The organism is Bradyrhizobium sp. P5_C12, from assembly GCF_054049735.1.
On record NZ_JBFULU010000068.1, the window covers coordinates 1 to 23139 of the forward strand.

23 protein-coding genes and 1 tRNA gene are annotated in these 23139 nt (G+C 64.0%); 15 read left to right on the forward strand and 9 right to left on the reverse strand.

Annotation, left to right across the window (positions count from 1 at the left end; translation table 11 throughout):
* The first annotated feature begins 9 nt into the window (after positions 1-9).
* The 4 genes from ACXJMY_RS34750 to ACXJMY_RS34765 all read left to right on the forward strand — a co-directional run bounded on the left by ACXJMY_RS34750 (position 10) and on the right by ACXJMY_RS34765 (position 2444).
* A tRNA-Arg gene (locus ACXJMY_RS34750) sits at positions 10-86 on the forward strand.
* Between the two features lie 241 nt (positions 87-327).
* Positions 328-738 (forward strand): helix-turn-helix domain-containing protein, encoded by a 411-nt coding sequence (locus ACXJMY_RS34755; protein ID WP_456623867.1) that lies wholly within the window; start codon positions 328-330, stop codon positions 736-738.
* A 350-nt stretch (positions 739-1088) separates the two neighbouring features.
* A complete protein-coding gene (locus ACXJMY_RS34760; RefSeq protein WP_456623868.1) occupies positions 1089-1775 on the forward strand; it encodes a hypothetical protein in 687 nt (228 codons plus the stop codon).
* A 447-nt stretch (positions 1776-2222) separates the two neighbouring features.
* Positions 2223-2444, forward strand: a complete 222-nt coding sequence (locus tag ACXJMY_RS34765) for a hypothetical protein (RefSeq protein ID WP_456623869.1) — start codon at positions 2223-2225, stop codon at positions 2442-2444.
* A 247-nt stretch (positions 2445-2691) separates the two neighbouring features.
* Here the strand turns inward: ACXJMY_RS34765 and ACXJMY_RS34770 are convergent, their stop codons facing one another.
* Positions 2692-2841 (reverse strand): hypothetical protein, encoded by a 150-nt coding sequence (locus ACXJMY_RS34770; RefSeq protein ID WP_456623870.1) that lies wholly within the window; start codon positions 2839-2841, stop codon positions 2692-2694.
* A 263-nt stretch (positions 2842-3104) separates the two neighbouring features.
* On the opposite strand from ACXJMY_RS34770, the gene ACXJMY_RS34775 reads away from it, so the two are divergent.
* Positions 3105-3272 (forward strand): hypothetical protein, encoded by a 168-nt coding sequence (locus tag ACXJMY_RS34775; RefSeq protein ID WP_456623871.1) that lies wholly within the window; start codon positions 3105-3107, stop codon positions 3270-3272.
* Between the two features lie 365 nt (positions 3273-3637).
* Here ACXJMY_RS34775 and ACXJMY_RS34780 read toward each other — a convergent pair whose 3' ends face one another.
* The 3 genes from ACXJMY_RS34780 to ACXJMY_RS34790 form a co-directional block, all read right to left on the reverse strand.
* A complete protein-coding gene (locus tag ACXJMY_RS34780; protein ID WP_456623872.1) occupies positions 3638-4414 on the reverse strand; it encodes a hypothetical protein in 777 nt (258 codons plus the stop codon).
* 185 nt (positions 4415-4599) lie between these two features.
* Positions 4600-4824: a DUF2273 domain-containing protein gene (locus ACXJMY_RS34785; protein WP_456623873.1), complete on the reverse strand. Its 225-nt coding sequence runs from the start codon at positions 4822-4824 to the stop codon at positions 4600-4602.
* 118 nt (positions 4825-4942) lie between these two features.
* Positions 4943-5179, reverse strand: coding sequence for a hypothetical protein (locus tag ACXJMY_RS34790; protein ID WP_456623874.1), 237 nt, complete (start codon positions 5177-5179; stop codon positions 4943-4945).
* A 265-nt stretch (positions 5180-5444) separates the two neighbouring features.
* Between ACXJMY_RS34790 and ACXJMY_RS34795 the strand changes: the two genes are divergently transcribed.
* On the forward strand, positions 5445-5792 hold the full coding sequence (locus tag ACXJMY_RS34795) for a DUF6481 family protein (protein ID WP_456623875.1): 348 nt from the start codon (positions 5445-5447) through the stop codon (positions 5790-5792).
* Between the two features lie 176 nt (positions 5793-5968).
* Here ACXJMY_RS34795 and ACXJMY_RS34800 read toward each other — a convergent pair whose 3' ends face one another.
* The gene (locus tag ACXJMY_RS34800) at positions 5969-6211 is read right to left on the reverse strand and encodes a pentapeptide MXKDX repeat protein (protein WP_028150975.1); all 243 of its coding nucleotides are present in this window, start codon (positions 6209-6211) and stop codon (positions 5969-5971) included.
* Positions 6212-6530: 319 nt separating this feature from the next.
* On the opposite strand from ACXJMY_RS34800, the gene ACXJMY_RS34805 reads away from it, so the two are divergent.
* From ACXJMY_RS34805 to ACXJMY_RS34825, 5 genes are all read left to right on the forward strand, one after another.
* Entirely contained in the window at positions 6531-7553 is a 1023-nt protein-coding gene (locus ACXJMY_RS34805; protein ID WP_456623876.1) for a TRAP transporter substrate-binding protein, read from the forward strand.
* The gene (locus ACXJMY_RS34810; RefSeq protein WP_456623877.1) at positions 7550-8104 is read left to right on the forward strand and encodes a TRAP transporter small permease; all 555 of its coding nucleotides are present in this window, start codon (positions 7550-7552) and stop codon (positions 8102-8104) included. Before ACXJMY_RS34805 ends, ACXJMY_RS34810 begins: the two co-directional genes overlap by 4 nt.
* A complete protein-coding gene (locus tag ACXJMY_RS34815) occupies positions 8101-9459 on the forward strand; it encodes a TRAP transporter large permease (RefSeq protein WP_456623878.1) in 1359 nt (452 codons plus the stop codon). The genes ACXJMY_RS34810 and ACXJMY_RS34815 overlap by 4 nt, the downstream gene beginning before the upstream one ends.
* A 420-nt stretch (positions 9460-9879) precedes the next feature.
* Positions 9880-12972: an autotransporter outer membrane beta-barrel domain-containing protein gene (locus ACXJMY_RS34820; protein ID WP_456623879.1), complete on the forward strand. Its 3093-nt coding sequence runs from the start codon at positions 9880-9882 to the stop codon at positions 12970-12972.
* Positions 12973-13125: 153 nt separating this feature from the next.
* A complete protein-coding gene (locus tag ACXJMY_RS34825) occupies positions 13126-13554 on the forward strand; it encodes a hypothetical protein (protein ID WP_456623880.1) in 429 nt (142 codons plus the stop codon).
* Positions 13555-13686: 132 nt separating this feature from the next.
* Here ACXJMY_RS34825 and ACXJMY_RS34830 read toward each other — a convergent pair whose 3' ends face one another.
* On the reverse strand, positions 13687-14373 hold the full coding sequence (locus tag ACXJMY_RS34830; protein ID WP_456623881.1) for a GntR family transcriptional regulator: 687 nt from the start codon (positions 14371-14373) through the stop codon (positions 13687-13689).
* A 228-nt stretch (positions 14374-14601) separates the two neighbouring features.
* Here ACXJMY_RS34830 and ACXJMY_RS34835 point away from each other — a divergent pair, with 228 nt between their 5' ends.
* From ACXJMY_RS34835 to ACXJMY_RS34850, 4 genes are all read left to right on the forward strand, one after another.
* Positions 14602-15210, forward strand: a complete 609-nt coding sequence (locus ACXJMY_RS34835) for a TRAP transporter small permease (RefSeq protein WP_456623894.1) — start codon at positions 14602-14604, stop codon at positions 15208-15210.
* Positions 15210-16466: a TRAP transporter large permease gene (locus ACXJMY_RS34840; protein WP_456623882.1), complete on the forward strand. Its 1257-nt coding sequence runs from the start codon at positions 15210-15212 to the stop codon at positions 16464-16466. The genes ACXJMY_RS34835 and ACXJMY_RS34840 overlap by 1 nt, the downstream gene beginning before the upstream one ends.
* Before the next feature lie 23 nt (positions 16467-16489).
* On the forward strand, positions 16490-17473 hold the full coding sequence (locus tag ACXJMY_RS34845) for a TRAP transporter substrate-binding protein (protein WP_456623883.1): 984 nt from the start codon (positions 16490-16492) through the stop codon (positions 17471-17473).
* Positions 17474-17545: 72 nt separating this feature from the next.
* Positions 17546-18472: a dihydrodipicolinate synthase family protein gene (locus tag ACXJMY_RS34850; RefSeq protein ID WP_456623884.1), complete on the forward strand. Its 927-nt coding sequence runs from the start codon at positions 17546-17548 to the stop codon at positions 18470-18472.
* Positions 18473-18572: 100 nt separating this feature from the next.
* Here ACXJMY_RS34850 and ACXJMY_RS34855 read toward each other — a convergent pair whose 3' ends face one another.
* Genes ACXJMY_RS34855 through ACXJMY_RS34865 form a run of 3 tightly spaced genes read right to left on the reverse strand, consistent with a single transcriptional unit; the run spans position 18573 to position 23116 of the window.
* Positions 18573-19484 carry a hydroxymethylglutaryl-CoA lyase gene (locus ACXJMY_RS34855; RefSeq protein ID WP_456623885.1) on the reverse strand — a complete coding sequence of 304 codons (912 nt, stop codon included), beginning with the start codon at positions 19482-19484 and terminating at the stop codon, positions 18573-18575.
* A gap of 7 nt (positions 19485-19491) precedes the next feature.
* Positions 19492-21507 (reverse strand): acetyl/propionyl/methylcrotonyl-CoA carboxylase subunit alpha, encoded by a 2016-nt coding sequence (locus ACXJMY_RS34860; protein WP_456623886.1) that lies wholly within the window; start codon positions 21505-21507, stop codon positions 19492-19494.
* 4 nt (positions 21508-21511) lie between these two features.
* Positions 21512-23116, reverse strand: coding sequence for a carboxyl transferase domain-containing protein (locus ACXJMY_RS34865; protein WP_456623887.1), 1605 nt, complete (start codon positions 23114-23116; stop codon positions 21512-21514).
* Positions 23117-23139 lie beyond the last annotated feature (23 nt).

Here is a 23139-nt window from a genome sequence, read left to right on the forward strand (position 1 = left end):
GCTCAAGACGGTCCCATAGCTCAACTGGATAGAGTAGCGGATTTCTACTCCGCGGGTTGCAGGTTCGAGTCCTGCTGGGATCGCCAAAAACTCTCAAAAACCCCTGTGAAATAAGCACAATTTGAATTCTGAGAAAAGTGCCACCTCTCGAAAACTAGAAATGTAAGCCGGTGTAAGCCGGGTTTATCGAGCCAGATTCCCGAAAAAATTACCGAACCGATTCTATTGTCATCTTCAGCTGACGCGACGGCCGCTCGGATCATGTTGAAATGATTCGTCAATCCCTTTTTTCGCCTTCGATAGAGCAGCGGAGTTCTAATCCGTGGGTTGAACCGCGAAAAGCCTATAAAAGCCAATTACTTACGTCACGACACCTTGAGCGTGCGTGATTTCTATGATCTCGCTTTGGTTGTTCGTATACACAGAACGTGGATAGAATTTGTGAGTAGCAATGTTGTGTCAGCAAAATCCGAACTGCAATTGCTCGCGGAACGTCTCAAACGCACCCGCGAGGCGAAGAACCTAAACCAGGCGGATTGGTGCCGCTTCGTTGGAATCGAACCGCAAGCTTGGAGCAACTACGAGAATGCGGTGCGGCGAATTTCGATCGATCAAGCGATCAAGGTCTGCGTGGCCACTGGAGCTTCGCTCGATTGGATATATCGCGGTCATTTGTCCGGACTGCCGGTCGAACTTGTGACGGCACTGCAGGTAAAGATTGATAAGAAGAGCAGGTAGAGCAAGCAGCGTGGAGTAATTATGAGACGGGATTGCGCCGCGTTTCCATCGACAAAGCTCTGAGAGTTTGCGAGGCCGCCAGCGTTGCCCTGGATTGGATCTATCGCGAATGACCAGCGGCCTACCCCAAAGGGGCTCAAGCAGACCGGTTGGTGTCGGCTCGTCGGGATTGAACCTCAAGCCGGGAGCAACTATGAGGCTGGAAATAGCAGGATTCGATTGATCAGGGCCTTAAGGTTTGTCGTGCAATCGGCGTCTCGCTGATTGGGATTACCGAGGCCGGTCGAAACCAACCTTCTTGCATGGAATGGGCGCAAGATAAGCCGCGAGGCAGCGTGTGAAGGATTTTTATGTCAGGCGGATTCAAAGAATATGCGTGGGAGTGCGCCGCCGAAATACCGAATGCCTTTCGCCGCGGAGTGGTTGTCGTAACGCTCTTGGCAAATCTGATCTTGGCGATCGGCCTTCATTTGGGTTGGCAAAACAGCCCATTCACCACCTTGCAGATATGGACGGCCGCAGTTGCCGTCAGCGCGCTCGAAATAATTTTGATCCTACCATACAGACTCTGGAAAACGAGCCGCAGCACTATTGACGAGTTGAAAAAACAGCTTGCCGTCCATCAGGAAGACCGACCACTCGCATATCAAAATGTTCGGTTTGTCACGAGGGTGAACAAGCGGACAAAAACCTGCGACATCACCGCCACGGTCCATTTCGCCAATTTTGGCGAGCGGATGCTCAAGTGGCGTTTGCGTTCCTATTCCATTGAAGCGAACGGAATTAAACTCTCGGCGGCGGCTGCGACGACAGACTACTTTATGAATCGGGGCCAACAGGGCTGGTACACCTACCCAACACTGCAGAATGTGCCTTTCAATGGATGGCCGGTGCAGGTCGACGTCATGTTTGACTGCGAATACGACAACGCGCCTCCTTTAAGAGTGAGGGGGACGAAGCGACTCAATCGCTATATTATTCCCGCTCTAAAGGCTCAAAATATTCCGGCGTTCGACTTGATCAGCGAGGAACGCTAGATTTCGAGAACGAATGGAGTGAAAGCAAAAGCACCTTCCGCTTAGATCCTTGGTGCGCGATTTCCTACGAAACGTGTTCCCGAAATACTTTCCGAACTAACTGCGCTACACCTTCTAAGACTCTGAAATGACGAATAAAACCGGGTAGCGACCAAGCTTTTTCTACTCCGCGGGTTGCAGGTTCGAGTCCTGCTGGGATCGCCAGCTCCAGTCGTATCGACGGGCAGGCCCCTCATGTCTGTTCAGCCGTCGTGCCCGTCCGCCAGCGCGCGACAGCTTGATGCACCGACGTTCATTGTCAGCGCGCACCAGCCGGCAATCCGCCGTCCTTCACGAACGCGTGCGTCGCCCCGCCCCGGGCTTTGAACCGGATAGAGGAGCCCTATCTATGCGCCGGGCGACGTGCGCCCAAGAAGGACTCCGATGCCGCTATCCGAGTGGACGAGAATGGCGATCGCATCTGCGGTTGCCGTCCTCGCAATATTGTTCTTGGCAGTCGACGCGGGCGTCATCGTGAATCCGGGCACGATCGCAAGACCCATCGAGACGGCGCAGGCTTCCATCGCGGACGCCGCGGTGAGTCAGCATCAACTTGCCTTCGCCGTTCAGGCGTGGGCGCGTCGAGGCCACCAGAAGCCACCCTTGGAGCATTGCCTGGCGATCGATTGATGCACGCGCGGCATTGAATCGGCCGACACTTGGCCGGCATTTCGTTTGTTCACGGTCCGACTCCGCTTCGTTCGCAAAGCACGAATCGTAATCGCGAAAATCGGCGCGGCGCATTTCTTAATGCCGCGTTTCGCTCCGTCAGATCGATCATGCGTCGAGAGTCTCGAGCACCGGCCGCAACCGGTACGCATCGATCGCGGCGTTCGACAGCAGCAGTGTCGCGAGCGCCCAAGGCGCTACCGCGCGATCAGTCGGTCCGCTCGTCGCGCGGCTCGCGCGCGAGCAGATGCCAGGCCACAGCCAGCTGGATCAGTTTTTGCCGGTCGGCGCCCTCGGACGCGGCGGCCCGCTTCATTGCGGCCTCGGCTTCGCGCTGTGGATCGTACTTGGTGCACATGAGGCCGACTCTAGCCAGCCGATCTGGACAAGTGCGTGGCAATCTCGTCCGTATGATTGCGGGGATGACCGCGTTGCCAACCGAAAATCCGCCAATCTGCTTCAAGCGGTGAGCCAAAGGCCGCGCGATTGTTTCCAGACGTCTCCGGCGCGAAGCCGTGAGGCCGACATGCATTCAGGCCGATCTGTGAAGTGCGTCACAGCCCGCGCGCTGCGTCTCCGCTAAACACCGCCACAAGCACTGGGTGGAAAACCGTTCCCGTCATGACACAGGAAGCCGAAGCCGCGTCCGAGGCTGGCGCCGCGACGTCACCGCGCAAGGCCGACATATTCGGCCTCGCTCTTCTCGCGACAATCGGCATCGTGATGACGGCCTGGATCGGAGGACTGATCTGGCTGGCGATGGTGATCCTGAACTGGCTCGCCACCTAGAACAGGCAGTGCACGATCTGCCCGACCTTGATCCCCGCACACACAATCATGGCCCACAACGCCACGCTGATCTGGATCGCATCCAACATATTCCTGTTCCCCACGACTCGCATTTAGTTTTTTTCTTTAATCAATTGCGCGAAGCAGCAGCGAGCGCCAGAGGAAATTCCGGGCAATTGTTGTGCGCTGCCGCATTGATGTCGCGGCCGGACCGACTCCGAAGGGCCGCGGAGCGTCGAAGTGCGAAGCGGTTTTCGCACGAGGTCGATGACGTGAGCCAACGACGCTTGTCCGGAGGCGCCGCCAAAACAAATGAGGCGGGCACCGGGCCCGCCTCATTCACGTCGGATATCGTTTGAGAAAGCTCAGTAGCACGCGCGCGGATCGGCCTGCACGTACTGGCCGTTCGGATAGCGGTAGTAGCAATTGCCCTGAGCCAGATAGTAGCCGGGCTGCGATGCCGCGGTGGCGCCCGCGATCGCGCCGGTCGCGCCGCCGAGAACCGCACCTGCGGCCGCCCCGGTTGCGTTGCCCGAAATCAGGCCGCCGAGCACGCCGCCGACGATGGCGCCACCAAGCGCGCTTGCGCCGGGATCGGCCGGCGGTGGCGGCGGAGGCGGTGCGTAGGCGACAGGCGGTGGCGGCGGCGCATAGGCCACCGGCACGTCGTCGATATAATCTTCGGAGATGTAGGCGGGCGGGCCGTCCATCCGCTGCGGATAATAATACCACGCGCCGCCGACGTCCCACCACCAGCCGGAGCGGCCGTTGCGGACCTCGTGGCGCCAGCGCCCGCCATCCCAGGCGCGATTGCCGCGATAGGCGTGTCCGCCCCAGTCGCGCTCCGGTGCGGGACCGCGCGCCATATAGCGTCCCGGCGGAGGGCCGCCGGCGCCGTGTGGACCAGGACCGGGACCGGCATGGGCCGGGCCGCCGGGCTGCGGCGCAGGCCGAGCGGCCTGCTGCGGCGGGGGTCCCTTGCGCATGTTCTGCGGATTGTGCTGCGGCGCGCCTGCGCCCGGCCCCGGCGGTTGGCCGGCGTCCCTCGGCGGCCGGGCCTCCTGCGCCTGCGCCGAGAGCGCGAGCAATGACATGGCCGAAACCAAGGGAATGATGATCTTCATGCGGCTGGACGCACTCATGCGTGCTTGACCCCCTGCTCTTCTCGATTGCCGTGGTGCCTGCGCGATAGCCGATTCGGGTCGCGCATGGCTGATGCCGGCGGACATAACTGACCTGCCTGATCGGCTATGTCCCGTTACAAATGTTTAAGATCACGGCAATTTTTCGGCCCCACAGAGCTGCAGAGGGTCGCGCTGGACCCCTTCTAGCGGGCCGGCTCGATCACATTGCAGTTGCTGCGCCCCGACATCAGGCAGTCCTGCATCCTGCTGGCGGCGGTGAGATCACGGGCAAGCCACCAGCCGACGCCGAGGATCACGATGGCGATGATCAATCCGGCGATCGCGCCGCGGCGGTTGTTGCCGGATCGGGCCGCCGGTTGCGATTTTGGTTGAGATTTGGGCTTCTCACCGGGTACGGGCTTGGGCATGGGGGCTTGGGCATGGGGGCTTGGGCATGGCTACCTGATCGCGCGGTCGAGACGGCTTATCACCTCTGCGACGTCGCGTCACATCCCGATCGGTCACATCCCGATCAGCCAACCCAGTTCAGCCACGGGTCGGCCTGACCAGGTCCTTGCGCGAGGTTTCGATCGCCGGGGTTGCCTGCTGGCCCCGCGGCGCGCAGGTCGTGAGCACGAAAGCGGTCTGACTGCACTCCCATCCTGCACCCAGGACGGCATTCTCGATCGGCTGCGGACGGGCGAGCACGAACGCAGCCCCGGCCAGCGCCACCACCGCAAAGGTGATTGCGAGCGCCTTCAGGCTGAGCCGGAAGATGGTCATGCTGTGCTCCGTGTCGTCTCGGGGCGGACGCTAGGCGTCGCCCCCACCGCCCTTTATGAGGGACATCACAATTCGGCAGCTATTCCGGGCTACGAATGGATCGGCTGGTCCAGCGATTTTTCGTCTACCTGATCGGCTGCGATTATGGGTGGCTTTGCGGCGCGCATGGATGTACACGCTGGCGTCACGCGGCATGCGTTTGATGCGGCCTGCGTACCCACCGACTTGATGTAGGATTGAAAGCGAGGATGACAAGGTTCGTTCGATGAGTGGATTCAGGGAACCAGGCTTCACAGACCGGCAGAAGGCGGCGCAGGAAGCACGCAAGAACCTTTTGAACAAGTTCAAGTCGCAGCCGGGGCCCGATGATCCCGCGGTCTTGGCGAAGCGTGCCGAGCGCGAGGCCCTGGCGGCCAAGCGCGCCGAGGCAAAGGCTGCGCGCGAGGCGGAAAAGGCCGAGGAGAAGCGCCGCGAGGAAGAAGCTGCGGCGCTGGAAGCCGCGCGGATCGCCCGCGAAGCGGAAGAAGCGGCCGCGAAGGCGGCTGAACTCGAGGCCGAGCAAAAGGCCAAGCGCGACGCCCGCTACGCCGCCCGCAAGGCCAAGCGCAAGTAACGTTCACAAGTAGCGTTCAATTGAAATTGAACTGAGGTGCGCCTCGGTTCACGCATCAGTGCGACACGGGGTTACCAGGTCCGCGCGCATGCGCGGCCCGATGACAGGCGCCGGATCCGAATGTCGAAACGCCGGGCCCGCCTCGACGAGGCGCGCCCTGGCATGACGGCGTGAGATCAGTTCTTCTTCATCATCCCGTCGTCCTTCTTCATTCCATCCTTGGACATGTGGTCCTTCTTCATGCCGTCGTCCTTGGACATGGTGTCCTTCTTCATGCCGTCCTTGGACATCGTGTCCTTCTTCATCATGCCGTCATCCTTGCCCATCTTGTCCTGAGCAAAGGCGGCCGGCGAGAGCGCGAGGCCGAGCGAGAGAGCGGCAGCCGAGACGCCGAGCACGATGCGGGTGCGAATGGTCATGAGTCGTGTTCCCTTCGAGATGGTGTTTGTCAGCGACGGATGCCGCTACCCAGACTCGACGGATCGCGACGCGGCGTTGTTACGCGGCCGGCGATAAATTTCTGCGTGCCTGCTGCCCTCCATCGTCCGCAGGAATCGCGCGTGTCCAACGGGATCGGGAGTGTGCAGCGCAACAAAGCCAACACTTGCCGCGGCATTCGGTCTCGAACTATCAGATGAGAGAATATCGGGTGAAAGACCGGCTAGGATGGGCCTCTGCGCCGGTCTCATGACCCGCCCAAATCAACACCGAACAAGAATCGTCCAAGGGGATCAAACCATGTTCACGCGTCGTCACCTGCTCGCGACCGCCGTCGCGGCACCCGCCATTCTCCGCTTCGGCACTGGCACCGCGCATGCCGCGACCACGCTGAAGATCTCGCACCAATTCCCGGGCGGCACCATCGACAAGGGTGATTTCCGCGACCGGCTTTGCCGCATGTTCGCCGCCGAGGTGGCCAAGCGCAGCAATGGCGACATCGCCGCGGAGATCTATCCGAACTCCTCGCTGATCAAGACCAACGCGCAGTTCTCCGCGATGCGCAAGGGCGCGCTCGACATCAGCCTCTATCCGATGCCTTACGCCGGCGGCGAATTGCCAGAAACGAATATCGGCCTGATGCCGGGTCTCGTCACCACCTACGATCAGGGCCTGCGCTGGAAGAAGGAACCGATCGGCAAGGCGCTGACCGATTTCCTCGCCGACAAGGGCATCATCCTGCTCACCTGGGTCTGGCAGGCCGGCGGCGTCGCCAGCCGCTCCAAGCCGATCGTGGCGCCCGAAGACGCCAAGGGCATGAAGGTGCGCGGCGGCTCGCGCGAGATGGACATGGTGCTCCAGACCGCCGGCGCCTCGGTGCTGTCGGTGCCCTCGAACGAAATCTACGCGGCGATGCAGACCGGCGCCTGCGATGCCGGCATCACCTCCTCGACCAGCCTGATCTCGTTCCGCCTCGAGGAGGTCGCGAAGTCGCTGACATCAGGCGCAGGCGCCTCCTACTGGTTCATGCTGGAGCCGCTGATGATGTCGAAGGCGATCTTCGACAAGCTGCCGAAGAACCAGCAGGACGTCCTGCTCGCGGTCGGCACCGAGCTCGAAGCCTTCGGCCGCAAGGGCGCGCAGGACGACGACGTCGAGGTCGCCAAGGTCTACGAGAAGGCCGGCGCCAAGGTCTCTGCGCTCGATGCGGCCACCGTCGGCAAGTGGCGCGACATCGCCCGCGACACCGCGTGGAAGGATTACGGCGCCAAGACCGCGACCTCGGCGAACCTGCTCAAGCTCGCCTCCGACGTCACGGCATGAGCCACGGTCCGCTTCCGGATCGCGATGACCAGGCGAACGCTGCCGCGGGCAACAGCCCTGCGGCGGCGATCGATCGCGGTCTCGCCGTCCTCAACAACGTCATCGTCGTGTTCGCGGCGATCGCGCTGATCGCGGCCTGCGGGATTCTGAGCTACAGCGTGCTCAGCCGCGCGCTGTTCAAGGCCGCCAACTACTGGCAGGACGAGGCCGCCGTCTTCCTGCTGGTCGGCGCCACCTTCATGACGGCCGCCTATGTGCAGCAGAATCGCGGCCATATCGGCATCGAGGCCTTTGTCGGGCTGCTCTCGCCGCTGGCGAACAAGGTCCGGCTCTGGCTCGTCGACGTCGCGACGTTCCTCTTCTGCGCCTTTTTCACCTGGAAATCCTGGACGCTGGCGCACGAGGCCTATGTCGACGGCCAGGTCTCGAACTCGATGTGGTCACCGCCGCTCGCAATTCCCTATACGCTGATGGCGCTCGGCATGAGCCTGCTCTGCGTCCAGATTCTCGTGCAGCTTGCGCTGCCTCTCACCGGAGCCAGGCGGCCATGAGCGTTTTCGGTATCGGCCTCGCTTACGCGATTGCGACGCTGGTCGTGATGTTCTCGGGCATGCCCATTGCGTTTGCCCTTGGCGCGGTCGCGGTCGTGTTCATGGGCATCTACATGCCCGCTGCTTCGCTGGATACGGTGACGCAGAACGTCTACGAGGAGATGGCCTCGATCACGCTGCTGTCGATTCCGCTCTTCATCCTGAAGGGCGCCGCGATCGGCAAATCGCGCGCCGGCCAGGATCTCTATTTGGCTCTGCATGCCTGGCTGCATCGCGTGCCCGGCGGCCTCGGCGTCGCCAACGTGTTCGCCTGCGCGCTGTTCGCGGCGATGGCGGGCTCGAGCCCAGCGACCTGTTCGGCGATCGGCTCGGCCGGCATCCCCGAGATGCGCAAGCGCGGCTATTCCGGCGGCTTTGCCGCCGGCATCATCGCCGCCGGCGGCACGCTCGGCATCCTGCTGCCGCCCTCGATCACCATGATCCTGTTTGCGGTTGCCGCCGAAAAATCGCTCGGCCGCCTCTTCCTCGCCGGCATCGGACCCGGCCTGCTGCTGGTCACGCTGTTCGGCGCCTACGCCGTGATCCGCTTCCGCCGGGAATATGCCGCGGCCGAGGCGGTCTACAAGAACGGCGGCCCCGAAGCGGCGATCCTCGCCCGCGACGAGTACACGCTCGCGGAACGTTTCAGCGTGCTGCCCCGCGTGATCCCCTTCGTGCTGCTGCTCACCGGCGTGATGATCGCCCTCTATGGCGGCTACGCCACGCCGTCGGAAACCGCCGGCCTCGGCGGACTTCTGGCGCTGGCGCTGATCGCGGCGATCTACAGCGTGTGGCGGCCGAGCGACCTCGGGCCGATCATGAAGTCGACGATCCGGGAATCGACCATGCTGATGATGATCATCGGCATGTCGCTGCTGTATTCCTACGTGATGAGCTATCTGCACATCTCGCAGTCGGTCGCCGAGTCCGTCGTCGCGATGCATCTGCCGCGCTGGGGATTGCTGTTCGCAATCCTCGTCATGGTCGTCGTGCTCGGCTTCTTCCTGCCGCCGGTCTCGATCATCCTGATGACGGCGCCGATCATCCTGCCGCCGCTGCGGGCCGCCAATTTCGACATCATCTGGTTCGGCGTGGTCATGACCATCGTGATGGAGATGGGGCTGATCCATCCACCCGTGGGGCTGAATATCTTTGTCATCCGCAACGTCGCGCCCGACATTCCCCTGAGCGAGGTGATCTGGGGCACGTTGCCGTTCGTGCTGCTGATGATGCTCGCGGTGCTGTTGCTGTGCTTCGTGCCGGGCATCTCGACCGCGCTGCCGGACCTGGTGATGGGGCCGGACGGGAGCAGGTAGCGGGAGGAGCCGTTGGCGCAAGGCGGTCCAGGCATCGGCGGCTATCTCATTCTCGCTCTCGTTCTCTTGGCACCGTTCGTCGTTGGCTCATCGGTGGGCGTCGCGTTGCCTTGACGTCTGAATGCGCCTTTCTCTTCTGGTTCAGTCCTATACGGCATATGCCGTATAGGACCCCGCGATGAAGCCTCTTCACTGTTGAGTCCTTGCAACAGCCATCCGGAAAAATACACCTCAAAGCGCCGTTTGCCCATCAGCTAGCCAAAACTCTCTTCCTTGTGCACAAGGCGCATGAGAATCCTGCTATCCAAAGTTGTCCGGGCCCCTGCGCGACGACACATGGCAGGCACCCCGTGATATCGACGACAGCGCGAACCGGTGTATTGCGAACAAAGCCGGACGCTGCAGAGCAGGTGGGCGGGCATGCGGTTGGGCTTGAGGTTGCTGCGGCGGCGAGCGGTTGGATCGGCGTCGGCCGGTCTATTGATCCTGATTGCGATGGCCTCGGCGGCCAACGCCGATTGCACGCCAGCGTCCGCCGATAACGTGACGGCGACTTGTACCGGCACCACCACCGACCAGGGCGGGGGCGCACCGGGCACGAGTGCCGGCACCGCGGGCTACGGCACCGCAACCGAGACCGGGATCACCGTCAACGTGATCGGCGGCGCCAGCGTCACGGGCACCGGCGGCTATGGCATCTCGGTCAGCAGTGGGACGGTCACCAATTCCGGCAGCATTAGCAGCCCACTCGTTGATGGCATCTCTGCCGGCACCGTGACGGTGACCAACAATGCCGGTGCGAGCATCACCGGCAGACAGTACGGAATTCGTGCCCTCGCCACCGCCAACATCACCAATTCCGGCAGCATCACCACGCTGTTGCCGGCCGGCGTCAGTGCCGCCATCAGTGCCGAGGACGGCGCAACGGTGGTCAACACCACAGGCGGCATCATCAGCGGCGGGAAGTTCGGCATTCTTGCGAACAGCGGCTCCATAGATCTCACCAACTCCGGCACCATCTCCGGCAGCGGCTTCGGCATTTCCGCTCAAAGCGTGGCGGTGACCAACAATGTCGGCGCCAGCATCGCCGGCGGCGATTCCGGCGTTAACACCCTCACCGGCTCTGCCAACGTCACCAATTCCGGCAGCATCACCGGCACGATCAACTACGGCATTTTCGCCAACACCGACGCGACAGTGATCAACAATGCAGGGGGCAGCATCACCGGCCACCTGTACGGAGTTCTTGCCGGCACCGGGGCGACCAACATCACCAATTCCGGCAGCATCACAGGGACTTTGATCACCGGCGTGGTTAGCAAGACCGATCTGACCGTCACCAACAACGCTGGCGCCTCCATCAGCAGCGGCGGGACCGGGACCTGGTCGATCAATGGGTCCTCCACCGTCATCAATTCCGGCAGCATCACCGGCACCGGCCTTTATGGCATCAATGCCGCAACCTACGCGACAGTGACCAACAATGCCGGTGGCAGCATCAGCGGCGGCGTGAACGGAATTTTTGCGGTCGGCGGTGTCGGCGGCTCGTCAGTGTTCAACGCCGGCACGATCAGCGGTGGCACCAATGCGATCCAGTTCACCGGCACCGGCAACACGCTGACGCTGGCGCCGGGCTCGGTCATCTCAGGCCTTGTGCTTGGCGGCGGCAGCGACACGTTCCAGCTCGGCGGCACCGGGACGGCAAGCTTCGACGTCTCGCAGCTCGACGCCGCCGCGCAGTATCGGGGCTTCGGCACCTTCAACAAGATCGACAGCTCGGTGTGGACGCTCACCGGCACCAGCACATTTGCCGGCGCGGTTAACGTCAATGGCGGGACGCTCAGCGTCAATGGCGATCTCTCCTCGGCGGCGAGCCTCACGGTGAACGCGGGCGGCACACTCGGCGGCAACGGCATCGTCGGCGATACCACCATCAATGGCGGCACGCTGGCGCCCGGCAATTCGATCGGCACGCTGACGGCGAGCAGCCTGACATTGACAGCGGCATCGACCTACCTGGTGCAGGTGTCCGGCGTCAGCGCCGACAAGACCATCGTCACCAACACGGCCAATCTCGCCGGCAAGGTGGTGGTGGATCCGCTGGCGCGGCTGTCGGCGACCACGACCTACACCATCCTGACCGCGGGCACCGTGAATGGCACCTTCTCCGGTGCGGACTTCCTCACGTCCAGCAATTTCGCCCGCAACGCGCGGCTGAGCTATGTCGGCAACGATGTACTGCTGACGCTTGATCCCGGACTGCTGTCGCCGGCGCTGCTCGGTTATGCCTCCATCAATCAGAAGAATGTCGCAGCCGGAATCGACACTGCGCTGGCCGGCGGCGGCACCACGCCGGCCGGCTTCAATGCCTTGTTCGCGCTGTCGGGCGATCCCCTGCTCAACGCGCTGACGCAGGCCTCAGGCGAGACGGCCACCGGCGCGCAGCAGACCACCTTCGATGCGATGAACCTTTTCATGGGCGTGCTGACCGATCCGTTCGTGGCCGGGCGCCATTCCGGTGCATCGCCCGGTGGAGCGACGGGCTATGCGGCTGACGACAGCGATGCGCTCGGCTATGCTTCGGGCGGCCGCAAGCGCTCGGGCGCCGAGCGCGACGCTTACGCCGCCATCTATCGCAAGGCGCCGCTGGCGCAGGTGTATGAGCCGCGCTGGAGCGTGTGGGCATCGGGTTTCGGCGGCACGCAAACCACCGACGGCAACGGGACACTCGGCTCCGGCACCACCACCAGCCGCATCGCCGGCGCTGCGGCCGGCGTCGACTACTGGTTCTCGCCGTACACCGTGGCTGGCTTTGCGCTCGCCGGAGGCGGCACCAACTTCTCGGTGGCGAATGGCGGCACCGGCCGCTCCGACCTGTTCCAGGCTGGCGCCTTCGTGCGGCACAATATTGGCCCGACCTATGTCACCGGCGCGCTGGCCTATGGCTGGCAGGATATCACCACCGATCGCAACGTCACCATTGCCGGCACCGATCATCTTCAGGCGCGCTTCAACGCCAACGCGTATTCCGGCCGACTCGAAGGCGGCTACCGCTTCGTCGCGCCGTGGACCGGTGGCGTCGGCGTCACGCCCTATGCGGCGGGCCAGTTCACCACCTTCGATCTGCCGGCCTATGCAGAGCAGGCGATCACGGGCAACAACACCTTCGCCCTGAGCTACGCTTCGAAGACCGTCACCGACATCCGCAGCGAGTTCGGCCTGCGCACCGACAAGTCGTTCGCGTTCAACGACGCGATCGTCACGCTGCGGGGACGCGCCGCTTGGGCCCACGACTTCAACGCCGACCGCAACGTCGCCGCGACCTTCCAGGCGCTGCCCGGCTCATCCTTCGTCGTCAACGGCGCCGCGCAGGCGCACGACGCGGCGCTGACCACCGCGTCGGCGGAAGTGAAGCTCGCAAGCGGTCTGTCGCTCGCCGCCACCTTCGAGGGCCAGTTCTCCGACGTCACCCGCAGCTACGCCGGCAAGGGCACCGTGCGCTACGCGTGGTGAGGCCGCGTGCGACGGCGCCCTCGACAGCACCGTAGGGCGGCTTATCTAACCCTCCCTGCGATTGCCACTCACTCTTTTCGCCGCGCGCGCGGCGCGATCGCGCTGCCGGATCTCGTGATGGGGCCGGACGGGAGCAGGTGATGGGAGGAGTCGTTGGCGCAAGGCGGTCCAGGCATCGGCGGCTATCTCATTCTTGCCCTCGTCCTGTTCACGCCGTTTATCCTCGGCACATTGGCGGGCGTCGCATTCACACGTCTCATCAAACGTCGCGGCTGGCGGCCCCAGGTGATTTCCGTATGGCCGATATCGGTGATGTTCGGAACGCTGGCCTACGTCGTCGCGCCGGCGCTTCCATTCGCCATCTATGCGATTGTGGAGTTGCAGCCGTTCGCGCTTTTCGCAGGGCTGGCGGTTGCACTGTTCTACACGTGGCCGATCTGGCTGCTGATTGGGCCGGTATTCTTCATCTACGTCTCCTATCTCAAGAACCGACGGAAGTGGCTGAGAGACTCGACGGTCGTATACCTGTCGGCCTTTGCCTTGGCGTCTGAATGCGCGTTTATGTTCTGGTTCTCGCATTGAAGAGGGGCAAGTTCGTAGGGTGGGTTAGCCGCGCGGATACGCGAAGCGCAGCCCGAGAGGCGTAACCCACCTCGTCTGCTTCCGCGGAGACACACAGTGGTGGGTTACGCCTTCGGCTAACCCGCCCTACGATTACGGCTTGCGCCGCCCCTTCGGCGCGATCGTGCTGCCGGCCACGACCTGCAACAGGTCCTTGCGCACGGCTTCGATGTGCCGTTCCAGAAATCGGCAGGCTTCCTCGACCTTCTGCGCGCGGCAGAGCGCGATCAGATGGGCGTGCTCCTTCTCGGCCGTCCCCATCGCCTTGGTGTTGGAGAGCTGGAGGCGCGTGTAGCGGTCGCTGGTCTGGAGCAGCGAGAGCACGATCGCACGGGTGCGCGGCTGCGGGGCGTGCATATAGAGCGCCAGATGGAAGTCGGCATTGAGCTGCCCCCAGTCGCTGACATTCTTCGCCTTGATTGCCTTCTCGAATTGCCTGTGGATGTCGTCCAGCGCATCGAAATCGTCCGCGGAGAAATGCGGCGCCGACTGCGCCAGCAGCCTTGGCTCCAGGATGCAGCGCAGGTCGAACACGTCGTTGATCTCGTCCAGCGACAGCTCGGAGACGATCGCGCCCTTCTGCGGCACGATCCGCACCAGCCCTTCGGCCTCGAGCTGGAATAGCGCTTCGCGAACAGGGATGCGGCTGACGCCATAGGTGTCGCCAAGCGCGTCCTGGCGCAGCTGCGAGCCGGCCGGATAGGTGCCGTCGAGGATCGCCTGCCGGAGCTGGTCGACGATCGCAGCCGACAGCGTGCGATGCTTCAGAGGCTGTTTCATCTGACCTTCTCTTGTCCTTTCCGACTCATCGGCCGAAGCGGTCCCTCTCTTGCATGCTGAAGGACCTAACAAAAGCTAGGGCGCCAGCAAAAGCCGGTGCCCAGCAAAAGCGCGTCCTGCCGCCGAATTGACCGCAATCTCCGTTTGACACCCAAAATGTATAAATTATACATTCGGCGATAGCACGACAAATTTCGGGGTTGGGGCCTCTCCATGATCGAGCAGACGATGCCGACCACGCGCGCGTTCAGCGTCCGACGCACGGTCGTCCGCGCCTCCAGTGCCCTGCTCGCCTGCGAGCGGATCGCGCTGATGGGCCTGATGTACCTGCTCACCGGCCTGATCCTGGTGAACGTCGTGACCCGCTACTCGCACTTCCCGATCTACTGGATCGACGAGTCCGCGGTCTATTGCGTGGTCTGGCTGACCTTCATCGGCGCCTCGGCGATGACGCGGCTGCGGCTCGACTTCGCGGTCACGATGCTGACGGAACGTCTTTCGCCCCGCCACCAGAAGATCGCGAAGGTGATCTCGACCGGCCTCGTCGTCGTATTCGGCATCGCCCTGATCGTCACCTGCGTGCTCTGGATGGATCCGATCGGATTGGCCCGGGCCGGTTTCGACGGGCGCAAGCTCGCCGCCGACACCTTCAACTTCCTCTACACCGAGCACACCCAGACGCTGAACTGGCCGACCTGGGTCCTCTATCTGACGCTGCCGATCTTCGCGGTGTCGATGACCGTGCATGGCCTCGCCAACCTCCTGGAAGATCTCGAACTGGTGCCGCGGACGCCGCCAAAGGGCTTTGCGCTCTCCGAGCTTGACGGGGTCAACTGATGATCACCTCGGCAGCCTTCGTCGCGATCATGCTGGTCGGCGTGCCGATCGGCCTCTGCCTGTGCCTCGCCGGCCTCGTCTACATCGCCGCATCCGGCAACCCGGTGCTGTTCCAGTCCTATCCGCTCCAGCTGTTCGGCGGCGTCGACAGCTACGGCCTGATCGCCATTCCGCTCTTCATCCTGATCGGCGAGATCATGAACGGCGGCGGCATCACAAGGCGCATCGTCGACATGGCGATGGCCTTCGTCGGCTCGCTCAAGGGCGGGCTCGCCTACGTCAACATCCTCGCCAACATGTTCATCTCCTCGATCCTGGGATCCGCCACCGCGCAGGTCGCGATCATGGCCCAGATCATGGTGCCGGAGATGGAGAAGAAGGGCTACGACAAGACCTTCGCGGCGGGACTGACCGCCTATGGCGGCATGCTCGGTCCGATCATCCCGCCCTCGGTGATGTTCGTGGTCTACAGCGTGCTCGCGCAGGTCTCGGTCAGCGACATGCTGATCGCCGGCATCGTGCCGGGCGTCATCCTCACCGTGATGTTCTGCCTCGTCATCGCGCTGATGGGATACATCTACAACTATCCCCGCGCCGACTATCAGACGCCGCGCCAGCGCGTCATGACGATCGTGCGGACCTCGCCGACGCTGCTGATCCCGATCGTCATCGTCGGCACCATCTTGAGCGGCCTCGCCAACGCGACGGAATCCGCCGCTGTCGGCGCGGTCGCCGCGGCACTCGTTGGGAAATACTGGACCAAGGAGTTCGAGTTCTCCCAGCTGCCGCAGATGATGCTGCGCAGCGGCATCTATTCGGCGATCGTGCTGTTCCTCGTCGCCGCCGCAGCCGTGTTCTCCTGGGTGCTGATCTTCGGCAAGGTGCCGCAGGAAACCGCCGGCTGGATCCAGTCGGCCGCCAAGGACCCGATCAGCTTCATGCTGATCTGCAACGTGATCCTGCTGGTGATCGGCACGGTGATCGCCGGGCTGATCATGACGGTGCCGATCCTGCTGCCGGTCGCGACCGACGTCTATCACATCGATCCCCGGCATTTCGGCGTCGTCGTGGTGATCAACCTGGTGCTCGGCCTGCTGTCGCCGCCGGTCGGGCTCTGCTTCTTCGTCGCGGCCGCCGTCACCGGCGCCAAGCCCGGCAAAATGTTCATGGTGACGCTGCCCTTCTTCGTCATCTCCTGTGTCCTGCTGGTGCTGCTCTCGCTCTATCCCTCGCTCTCCCTGATCCTCATCAAATAGGCCCATCCAAAAGGAGCCCGACCATGCCGCTTTCACGCCGCCGCTTTCTCGCCGCCAGTGCCGCCGCATCGGTGTTCGCACCCTCGCTTGCGCTCGCCCAGGCCAAGGAATTCCGCCTCGGCCTGATCACGCCGAACGGCCATTCCTGGAACAAGGCCGCCATCAAGTTCGGTGACGAGCTCAAGGCCGCGACCAGCGGCCGCCTGACCCTGACCGTGTTCCACTCCGGCCAGCTCGGCAACGAGCCCGCGATGATGCAGCAATTGCAGTCGGGCGCGCTCGACATGGGCTTCATCCAGGCCGCCGAGCTCGGCTCGCGCGTGCCGCACATCGCCGCGATCAACGCGCCCTACATCGTCCGCTCGACGCCTGCGGTCGCGAAGTTCGTGCGGCATCCGGCGGCGATCAAGCTGTTCGAGGTGCTGCCGCAGGAGACCGGCACGATCGGGCTCGGCTGGGGCATCACCGGCATGCGCGCGGTATTCTCGTCCAAGGACCTGAATTCGCTGGCCGACATCAAGGGCATGAAGCTGCGCATCAACCCGACGCCGGTCTATCGCGACTTCTATTCCTCGCTGGGTGCCGCGCCGACGCCGATCCCGACGCCGCAGGTGTTCGACGCGATGGCCAATGGCCAGGTCGACGGTCTGGAGGCCGATCTCGAATTCTCCTGGAACCAGCGCTTCGACAAGGTCTCGAAGGTCATCCTCCAGATGAACGCCGTCTTCATGCCAATGGCGGCGGTCGTCTCGGGCCGGGTCTGGCAGACGCTCCCCGCAGCCGACCGCGAGCTGATCGCCAAGACCGTCAAATCGACGCTCGACGCGCAGATCGACGAGTTGGCCTCCAACGAGCCCGCCCTGATCGAGAACTTCCGCAATGCGCCGATCCCGATCCGGCAGGTGCCGGCCGGCGATACCGAGGCGGTCATTGCCGAGTTCGACAAGATCTGGCTGCCCAAGGCGCCGGTGCTGGCCGAATTGCGCAAGGTCGGCGCGACGCTCTGATCCCATCCGTCATCGTCTTCACAGCACCCGGCGGCGCCAGCCCCCCGCCGGCAATACACTTGGAGTGAACTCATGAGCCCCCGCATTTCCTGGCAAGGCGTTTTCCCGGCCGTCACCACGCAATTCCATGACGATCTCTCGCTCGACATCGATGCGACCGCGAAGGTGATGGACGGGCTGATCCGCGACGGCGTCTCCGGCCTGATCGTCTGTGGCTCCGTCGGCGAGAACACCTCGCTGGAGCGCAAGGAGAAGGTCGCGATCATGGAAACGGCGAAGTCGGTCGCCGCCGGGCGCGTGCCCGTGCTGTGCGGCATCGCCGAATTCACCACGGCCTTCGCGGTCGAGACGGCGAAAGAAGCCGCACGTGTCGGCATCGACGGCGTGATGGTGATGCCGGCCCTGGTCTATTCGTCGAAGCCGCACGAGACCGCCGCGCATTTCCGCGCCGTTGCCACCGCGACCGACCTGCCGGTGATGCTCTACAACAATCCGCCGATCTACAAGAACGACGTCACGCCGGATATCCTCGCCTCGCTCGCCGACGTCGAGACCGTGGTCTGCTTCAAGGATTCCTCCGGCGACACGCGGCGCTTCATCGACACCCGCAACATGGTCGGCGACCGCTTCGTGCTGTTCGCAGGCCTGGACGACGTCATCGTCGAGAGCGTCGCCATGGGCGCGGTGGGCTGGGTCTCCGGCATGTCGAACGCCTTTCCGCGCGAAGGCGAGACGCTGTTCCGGCTTGCCAAAGCGGGGCGCTTTGCCGAGGCGATGCCGCTCTACGAATGGTTCATGCCGCTCTTGCATCTCGACGCGCGCCCGGACCTCGTCCAGTGCATCAAGCTGTGCGAGCACATCATGGGCCGCGGCACCGCGCTGACCCGCCCGCCGCGGCTGGCGCTACTGCCGCAGGAAAAGGCCGAGGTCGAGGCCATGATGGTCAAGGCGCTCAAGAACCGGCCGCGTTTGCCGGATGTCGGGCTGAAGGCGGCGTAAGCGTGCATTGCGTAGGGTGGGCAAAGCGAAAGCGTGCCCACCATTTCCAAAAACGATCGCGGAGAGATGGTGGGCACGGCGCTATGCGCCTTTGCCCACCCTACGAAGTGGCCCGCTTCTTCTTCGCGTTCAGCGCGGACGCCACGCGGCTCACGGGCGGCTTGCCCAGCACGCCGCTGATCTCGTTCGTGGCCGCCAGAAGCTTGTCCATGTCGACGCCAGTCCTGACGCCCATGCCCTCGAGCATGTAGACGACATCCTCGGTCGCGACATTGCCGGTCGCGCCCGGTGCGTAGGGACAGCCGCCGAGACCGCCGGCGGCGGCATCGATGACGCGGACGCCCTCCTCCATGCCGGCATAGAGATTGGTGAGCGCTTGGCCGTAGGTGTCGTGGAAATGCATCGCGAGATGGGCCGCGGGGATGTTGGCGACAACGGCCCGCAGCATCTCCTTCGCCTTGACCGGCGTGCCGACGCCGATGGTATCGCCGAGCGAGATTTCGTAGCAGCCGAGATCCCACAGCGTCTTCGCCAGATCCGCCACGGCCTTGGGCTTGATCTCGCCGTCGAACGGACAGCCCAGCACGCAGGAAATATAGCCGCGCACCCTGACGCCGTCGGCCTTGGCGCGTACCAGCACCGGCTTGAACCGCTCGATCGACTCCGCGACCGTGCAGTTGATGTTGGCCCGCGAAAAGCCCTCGGACGCCGCGGCGAACACCGAGACGACCTGCGCGCCCGCCGCGCGTGCGGCGTCATAGCCCTTCTCGTTCGGCACCAGCACGTGGAATTCGGCGCCCTTCACGTGGGCAACGCCGCGCAGCACGGCATCGGAGCTCGCCATCTGCGGGATCGCCTTGGGCGAGACGAAGGCCCCGACCTCGACGGTGGTGAGGCCGGCTACGACCAGCGCCTCGACGAAGGCGATGCGGGCCTCGACGCTCACAGGCGTCTTCTCGTTCTGGAGGCCGTCGCGTGGCCCCATTTCGATGATGCGGACCTGGTCGCTCATGTCACTCTCACTCGCCCGACGGCTCGACCACGGCGAGCTCGACGCCTTCCTGGACGATGTCGCCGACCTTGCATTTGATCGACTTCAGCACGCCGGCATAGGGCGCGCGCAGCGTCTGCTCCATCTTCATCACCTCCAGCGTCAGGATCGGCGCGCCCTTCTCGAGCGTGGCGCCCTCCTCCGCCAGCACGGCGACGACCGTGCCCGGCAGCGGTGCCGCGATCTTGTCCTCGCCGGCCTGCTCCTCGGTCTCGCCGCCGAACGGATCGACCCAATGCAGGTCGAAGCGGCCGTTGCGGGTGCGCAAGTAAAGCTCATGGCCGTCGATGACAGCCGCGACCTGTGACTTGACACCATCAAGCGTCAGATCGAAGCCACCGTCCCGCGGGACAATCGCGAACGCCAGCTCGCGTTCGCCGATCAGCAGCGTCGACGGGCCGCTGCCGTAGTTCAGCATGATCTTCTGCTCGGGCCCATGTCCGATGCCGTGTCCGACGCGGAAGGCAAAACTGCGCTGGCGGCGGCCGACCGGCATCCAGCCAAACGTCTGCCACGGCGAATTCGCGTTCACCCGGGCAGCCTTGCGCTCGTCGTTGATAACAGCGGCAACCGCCGCGCACAGCTCGAGCTCGCCGGGCGCTGCCGCAGCCGGTGTCAGGACCGCCAGTTCACGCTCGATGAAGCCGGTGTCGATCGCGTTGGCCCGCACTTTTGGGTGCGTCACCAGCGCCGACAGGAACGGGATGTTGGTGACGATGCCGCGGACGTCGGACTCTTCCAGCCCACGGTTCAGCCGCTCGATTGCGACGTCACGCGTCGGCGCCCACGCGATCATCTTGGCGAGCATCGCATCGTAATAGGGCGAGACGCTATCGCCCTCGCGATAGCCGGCATCGATGCGCAGGCCGCCGGTCTCGGCCGGCAGGCGCCAGGTCGATATCTTGCCGACCGACGGCATGAAGTTCTTGGTCGGATTTTCGGCGTAGACACGCGCCTCGACGGCGTGGCCGTTGAGGCGGATCTCGTCCTGCTTCAGCGGCAGCGCCTCGCCGAAGGCGACGCGCAGCTGCCACTCGACCAGGTCGATGCCGGTGATCAGCTCGGTCACGGGATGCTCGACCTGAAGGCGCGTGTTCATCTCGATGAAGAACACGTCCTTGCCGTCGGAGACGAACTCGATGGTGCCGGCACCGACATAGTCGACGGCGCCCGCCGCTTTTCGCGCGGCGGCGCAGACGGTTTCGCGCTGCGCGGGGTTCAGCGTCGGCGACGGCGCCTCCTCGATCACCTTCTGGTGCCGGCGCTGCAACGTGCATTCGCGCTCGAACAGCGAGAGCAGATTGCCGTGGCTGTCGCCGATCACCTGCACCTCGATGTGGCGGGGATTGTCGACATATTTCTCGATCAGCATGCGATCGTCGCCGAACGCGGCCTTGGCCTCGCGCTTGGCGCTGACGATCGCCGGCCCAAGCTCGGCCGCCGAGCGCACGATACGCATGCCGCGGCCACCGCCGCCGGCAGACGCCTTGACCAGCACGGGAAACCCGATCTTGCCGGCCGCCTTCGACAGCGTCACCTCGTCCTGGGCCTCGCCGTGATAGCCGGGCACCAGCGGCACGCCGGCCTTCTCCATCAGCGCTTTCGAGCCGGACTTCGAGCCCATCGCCGTCATCATTCCGGCGGTCGGCCCCACGAAGACCAGCCCCGCATCGAGGCAGGCATGCGCAAACTCGGCATTCTCCGACAGGAAGCCGTAGCCGGGATGCACGGCCTCCGCGCCGGTCTTGCGCGCGGCCTCGATCAGCCGCTCGACGTTGAGATAGCTGTCGCGGGCCCGCGCCGGCCCCAGCAGCACGGCCTCGTCGGCGAGCGCGACATGCATCGCGTCACGGTCGGCCTCGGAATAGACCGCGACCGTGCGCAGGCCCATGGCGCGGGCGGTGCGGATGACGCGGCAGGCGATCTCGCCGCGGTTGGCGATCAGGAGCGTGCGAAAACGCCGGTAGAGCTTTGAGCGGTCCATCGCATCACATCCTGAACAGGCCGAATTTCGTCGGCTCGATCGGCGCATTCGACGCCGCCGAGAGGCCAAGCCCGAGCACCAGCCGTGTGTCGGCCGGGTCGATCACGCCGTCGTCCCACAGGCGCGCGGTCGCATAATAAGGATGCCCCTGGCTCTCATATTGCGCGCGGATCGGGCTGCGGAATGTCTCTTCGTCTTCCTTCGACCAGCTATCGCCCTTGGCCTCGATATTGTCGCGCCGGACCTGGCTCAGCACCATCGAAGCCTGCTCGCCGCCCATCACCGAGATGCGCGCGTTCGGCCACATCCACAGGAAGCGCGGTGAGTAGGCGCGGCCGCACATGCCGTAATTGCCGGCGCCGTAGGAGCCGCCGATGACGACGGTGAATTTCGGCACCGAGGCGGTCGCAACCGCGGTGACGAGCTTGGCGCCGTCGCGCGCGATGCCGCCGGCCTCGTATTTCTTGCCGACCATGAAGCCGGTGATGTTCTGCAGGAACACCAGCGGAATGCCACGCTGGCAGCACAGCTCGATGAAATGCGCCCCCTTCAGCGAGCTCTCGCTGAACAGGATGCCGTTGTTGGCGATGATGCCGACCGGAAAACCCCAGATATGGGCGAAGCCGCAGACCAGCGTGGTGCCGTAGAGCTTCTTGAATTCGTCGAACTCCGAGCCGTCGACGATGCGGGCGATGATGTCGCGGACATCGAACGGTTTTCTGCCGTCGACGGGCACCACGCCGTAGATCTCCTCCGCGGCAAACAGCGGATCGCGCGGCGGATGCATATTGAGGTTCGGCCGCGCTAACGGTTTGAGCGTGCCGACGATGCGCCGGGCGATGCCGATCGCATGGGCGTCGTTCTGGGCATAGTGATCGGTGACGCCGGATTGGCGCGAATGCACGTCGGCGCCGCCGAGCTCCTCCGCGGTCACGACTTCGCCGGTCGCCGCTTTCACCAGCGGCGGGCCGCCGAGGAAGATGGTGCCTTGATTGCGCACGATGATGCTCTCATCCGACATCGCCGGCACATAGGCGCCGCCGGCGGTGCAGGAGCCCATCACGATCGCGATCTGCGGGATGCCCTGCGATGACATCTGCGCCTGGTTATAGAAGATGCGGCCAAAGTGCCGCTCGTCCGGAAAGATCTCGTCCTGGAGCGGCAGGAAGGCGCCGCCGGAATCGACCATGTAGACGCAGGGCAGATTGTTCTGCCGCGCCACGTCCTGCGCGCGCAGATGCTTCTTCACGGTCATCGGGTAATAGGTGCCGCCCTTGATGGTGGCATCGTTGGCCACGATCACGCATTCGCGGCCCGCGATGCGCCCCACCCCCGTAATGACGCTCGCCGAATGCACGTCGCCGCCATAGAGGCCGTAGGCTGCAAGCGGCGACAGCTCCAGGAACGAGGTGCCGGGATCGACCAGCAGATCGACGCGCTCGCGCGCCAGCATCTTGCCGCGCGCGGTGTGGCGGTTGCGCGAGACCTCGCCGCCACCGCCGGCGACCTGGCTGAGTTTTTCGCGCAAGTCGGACACGAGCCCGCGCATGGCTTCGGAGTTGCGCGCAAAATCTGATGAGGACGGATCGATGCTGGAATGGAGCGGCATGTGGTCCCGCGTTTGTGGTGACG